The sequence below is a fragment of the Deltaproteobacteria bacterium genome, assembly GCA_019309045.1.
GTDB lineage: Bacteria > Desulfobacterota > Syntrophobacteria > BM002 > BM002 > JAFDGZ01.
Genome location: JAFDGZ010000155.1, coordinates 1 through 4,263, shown reverse-complemented (window position 1 = coordinate 4,263; position 4,263 = coordinate 1). Strand labels below are relative to the sequence as shown.

7 protein-coding genes are annotated in these 4,263 nt (G+C 49.8%); 3 read left to right on the top strand and 4 right to left on the bottom strand.

Translation table 11 applies throughout. From position 1 onward, the window contains the following. Together JRI89_16985 and JRI89_16980 are read left to right on the top strand one after the other, a co-directional pair. Nucleotides 1-740: hypothetical protein (locus tag JRI89_16985; GenBank protein MBW2072925.1), on the top strand; the 740-nt coding region annotated here is incomplete at its 5' end. Nucleotides 741-777: 37 nt separating this feature from the next. Then, entirely contained in the window at nucleotides 778-1,017 is a 240-nt protein-coding gene (locus tag JRI89_16980) for a transposase (protein MBW2072924.1), read from the top strand. A gap of 68 nt (nucleotides 1,018-1,085) precedes the next feature. Here JRI89_16980 and JRI89_16975 read toward each other — a convergent pair whose 3' ends face one another. Next, nucleotides 1,086-1,373, bottom strand: coding sequence for a hypothetical protein (locus JRI89_16975; GenBank protein MBW2072923.1), 288 nt, complete (start codon nucleotides 1,371-1,373; stop codon nucleotides 1,086-1,088). Further along, nucleotides 1,370-1,699 (bottom strand): hypothetical protein, encoded by a 330-nt coding sequence (locus JRI89_16970; protein MBW2072922.1) that lies wholly within the window; start codon nucleotides 1,697-1,699, stop codon nucleotides 1,370-1,372. Before JRI89_16970 ends, JRI89_16975 begins: the two co-directional genes overlap by 4 nt. Nucleotides 1,700-2,280: 581 nt before the next feature. Here JRI89_16970 and JRI89_16965 point away from each other — a divergent pair. Then, entirely contained in the window at nucleotides 2,281-3,264 is a 984-nt protein-coding gene (locus JRI89_16965; GenBank protein MBW2072921.1) for a Two component regulator three Y domain protein, read from the top strand. Nucleotides 3,265-3,313: 49 nt separating this feature from the next. Here the strand turns inward: JRI89_16965 and JRI89_16960 are convergent, their stop codons facing one another. Continuing rightward, nucleotides 3,314-4,027: a tetratricopeptide repeat protein gene (locus JRI89_16960; GenBank protein MBW2072920.1), complete on the bottom strand. Its 714-nt coding sequence runs from the start codon at nucleotides 4,025-4,027 to the stop codon at nucleotides 3,314-3,316. A gap of 34 nt (nucleotides 4,028-4,061) precedes the next feature. Continuing rightward, the coding region (locus tag JRI89_16955) for a hypothetical protein (GenBank protein MBW2072919.1) at nucleotides 4,062-4,263 on the bottom strand (202 nt) is incomplete at its 5' end.

Below are 4,263 nucleotides of genomic sequence, written 5' to 3'. Positions count from 1 at the left end.
GCACGGCTGGCGACAGCTGGACCGACAACAGCGGCTGGAAGGTGGGCGGAGATTTTGCGCCAGCAGGGACTGAAAACACCTGGCACGGAATTACAACTGACGCAGGTAATACCACGGTGACACGCATATCTCTGACTTTCAACAACCTGGTGGGTACGTTGCCTGCGGAACTGGGCAATCTCGGCAATCTTCAAACCCTTTATCTGCACTTTAACCATCTATCAGGAAACATCCCTTCGTCATTAGGAAATCTGAACATTCTCCGAAGGCTTAATTTGTCTTCTAACCAGCTTACAGGTAGCATCCCCTCTAACCAGCTTACAGGTAGCATCCCCTCGTCATTAGGAAATCTAAACAATCTTCTATATCTTTATCTGCTCCTTAACCAGCTTACAGGTAGCATCCCCTCGTCATTAGGAAATCTAAACAATCTTTTATATCTTTATCTGCATTATAATCAGCTCAAGGGGCCGATTCCCAGGGAGCTGGGCAATCTGTCAAATCTTGAACGTCTCTACTTGAACTCGAACGAACTTATGGGCCGCATTCCTCCTGAACTGGCAAATCTCACGAACCTAGCAGATGGCGGATTGGATCTTCGCGGGAATCATCTGTTCACAAAGGATGAGTCCCTGCGCACCTTTCTCAACTCGAAGCAAACCTGGAGCGATTGGGAGAGTTATCAGACCCCACCCTTTGCTATAGTAACCCCCATGCTGATGCTGCAATTGCCGGATTAGAGCAGTGTCAGCGCGTCTGACCAATGCAGGGGCAGATTTGAAACCCGCCCCTACCGGGGGTTGGAGACGTCATGGTCTGCCGGAAATCATCCGTGGTTTCAAGACATTTTCAGCGCGTCGCATCAATCAAATTTACAACAGGCAGGGCAAAAAATTATGGCATCGCAATTATTATGAACATGTGATCCGCAATGATCGTTCCTTGCTGGCCATACAGGAATACATTGTCAACGATTCCACGAAATGGGAAATGGACCGGGCAACCCCCAACCGCTAGCAGTAGAAGACGATAGATATCCTGGTCCGGCCGAGAGCGAAAAGCGAAAATTTAGCAAACTGATAGCTTCATACGCCAGCTTCTTTCTTTTCCTGCTCTATTCTTTCATGAAGCCACATAGCCATGAGCTGCGTATATGGTATGCCCTTTCGGCGGGCCAATCGTTTGAGCATCGCCACATCAAACGCATCAAGGCGGAGAGAAACAGGGCGGCGTGGGGGCCGGGAAATCTCGAAAGGCTCAGCTTGTTCGAGCAGTAGCTCAACTTCCTCAGGGCCCTCCTTGGCGATAGAGGCGTCCCACTCGCGGGCTTCCTGTTTGAGCCTTTTTCTGTTCTTGGCTGGGATTTTACTCATTTTCTTATCCTCTTGATCCTTTTCAGATAAGCTTTTCTAGTGGAAGTGGACATGGGAAATGCTGTCACGCATCTCCACAGACCATATTCAGGATAAGGAGCGACGATAACTTCAATACAATTTCCAGATGCATCAGTGCCCCACAGGCGATATCTATATTCTAGAACTGACCCACGTTTTCTTTTATTTTTCAGGGCAAGAGTCGGGAACGGTCCCTCGCTGTAGTAAACCTCCTCAACCTGTTCCGGCCGGAGGCCATGAGCTGCGATATGGTTAACATTATCCTCATCCCAATCAGGCTCTAGTAACGGGTCGAGTTTCTTCATGAAATAAAAATAATGTAACTTTTTGATTACGTCAAGTTATTCAGTATAGGTCTGGTGGTCCTATGCCTGGGTTGAGATTCTTTATCGGCTGTATCAATGTCTGCGATTGGTTGTCTACCCGAGTTAATTGATTGAGGGGATAGGAGGAGTTGTTGGAAGTAGGTCGACTTTGGGGCCAGTAACGCTCATTTCAGGGGCAAGAACAGCGTTTTCCGGCAGGGGCACGAGAGATGGCGCGCGCACACCGGCAGTTCCAATTCGGTTCGAATCGAACCAGGAAAATATTCCCAAATCAATGACACCGCATTGCAAGGGCGGGTTTCAAACCCGCCCCTGCGGGTTGATTATCGATGCATGTTTCCCTCATGGCGATAGAAGGTGCCGCAGAACCCAGGCTTTGCATTGATTTCATTGACACTGTCAGTATTCTTGTGAAAGAATACATTCCACTGAATCACCTCAACTGACTCTAGAACAGAAACCAATATACCTCTACATAACGGCTGGAATCTTCACCACAAAGCAAACCCTTTCATTTCTTGCAGCATTTGACAAGAACAGGCGAGGGAAAGGAGAAAGCAATGAAAAAGTATATCATTGTTGCTCTGGCAGTGGTGTTCATCTGTGTGCTGCTTGCGGTACAGCGAGTGTCTGCAGACATTCCCACTGTGGAGCGGGAAGCGCTCATTGCCCTCTATAACAGCACGGCTGGCGACAGCTGGACCGACAACTGCGGCTGGAAGGTGGGAGGAGATTTTACTGCACCAGGGACGGAAGATGGATGGCACGGGGTGACCGTGGAAAACGTCGGTGGCAGTGACACGGTGACAATGATAGACTTACATGACAACAACCTGGTTGGGACGCTCCCTGTGGAGCTGGGCAATTTGAGCAATCTCCAAAGGCTTTATCTATACAGCAATCAGCTGACCGGGAGCATTCCCTCCAGCCTGGGCAATCTGAGCAATCTTCAAGGGCTTGTTCTTGCCGGTAATCAGCTGGAAAATAACATACCAGCCGTTCTCGGTAATTTGAGTAACCTGGAATATCTTGATCTCAGCTCTAACCAATTAAATGGCAATATACCAGCTGAACTGGGCAACCTCAGTGAACTTAAAGAACTTTATTTATTCGGCAACCAGCTGAATGGTAACATACCAGCAGCATTGGGCAATCTCGGCAATCTTAGAAAACTTTATCTATACACCAACAAACTAACCGGTAGCATCCCCTCGGAGCTAGGTAATCTGAGCAATCTTCAAGTACTTTGTCTATATGACAACCAGTTGAGGGGACCTCTACCACGTGAGCTGGGAAATCTGTCAAATCTTGAATCTCTGAGATTATTCTTGAATGAACTTATGGGTCCCATTCCGGTGGAGCTGGCAAATCTCACCAATCTGGAAGAAGGCGCATTGGATCTTCGCTGGAATCATCTTTTTACAAGGGATGATTCCCTGCGCACCTTTCTCAACTCCAAGCAGGCTGGCGGCGATTGGGAGAGTTATCAGACCCTGCCATTTGCCATAGTAACCCCCATGCTGATGCTGCAATTGCCGGATTAGGACAGTGTCAGCCCGTCTGACCAATGTAGGGGCAAGTTTGAAACCTGCCCTACGGGCTCCGGTGAATGTTTGTTGCCCGCTCTTGCAGCTTCCTGGCCCTGTCCTCCTGGCCGAGTTCTCGGTAAAGCTGTGACATGTTTTCGAGCACGGTAGCCACATTGGGGTCATCCGGGCCCAGGGACTTTTCCCATATCTCGAGCGCTCTATTGTAGAGCGGCAGTGCCTCTTTGTATCTTTTCTCTTCCTTGTAGAGGAGTGCCAGGTTGTTGAGCGACTGGCCGAGATCTGGATGATCAGCAGGCAAACTCTTTTCTCTGATGGCCAGGGCCCGTTTATAAAGGGATTCTGCCTGCGCGTATTTTCTCTGCTGTCGATAGAGGCCGGCCAGGTTATTGAGGGTGGTAGCAACTCTGGGGTGCATCGGCCCAAAATTCTTCTCCTTTATTGTTAGTGACCGCCGGTAGCAAGACTCAGCAGCAGCATAGCGGTCCAGGGCCCTGTACACAGTTGCCAGATTGTTGAGAGCAATCGCCACATTCAGGTGTCCTGGACCATAAATCTTTTCAGCTGCTGCCACGGCACGATGTCCCACCTCGGCGGCCCGGGCAAATTGTCCCTGGCGGAAGAGCCTGGCCATTTCGAGATTCAACTGCTGCCACTGGTCCTGCTGCGCCCTGGCCATGGCACTGAAGTACAAAGAGATGCATAATATTATGAACAGTGTTTCAGCCGGCCTGGCTTTCAAAGAAAAGGAACTGAACATTCGAGAAGCCTTCCGCCATGAGCCAACTCGGCAATTAGGTGGTGCTGTCCAGTTCAGCGGCCTTGCTCGAGTGGACATCTTTTTTCTGGGCTGCAGCACGCTTTTCCCTGGATGCAGCCAACCGCTCCGAAGGAGCAGGTCCGAGTATCATGGCGAGCCATCTGGTGTCCTCATTGCTTTCCAGGGCGATCTTGACGATCATGGTGAGAGGTACAGATAAGAGCATGCCCACAGGT

Excerpts from the sequence above, each read along its gene's own strand:
- JRI89_16975 (MBW2072923.1), bottom strand. The coding sequence starts at position 1,373 with ATGAGTAAAATCCCAGCCAAGAACAGAAAAAGGCTCAAACAGGAAGCC.
- JRI89_16970 (MBW2072922.1), bottom strand. The coding sequence starts at position 1,699 with ATGAAGAAACTCGACCCGTTACTAGAGCCTGATTGGGATGAGGATAAT.
- JRI89_16960 (MBW2072920.1), bottom strand. The coding sequence starts at position 4,027 with ATGTTCAGTTCCTTTTCTTTGAAAGCCAGGCCGGCTGAAACACTGTTC.
- JRI89_16965 (MBW2072921.1), top strand. The coding sequence starts at position 2,281 with ATGAAAAAGTATATCATTGTTGCTCTGGCAGTGGTGTTCATCTGTGTG.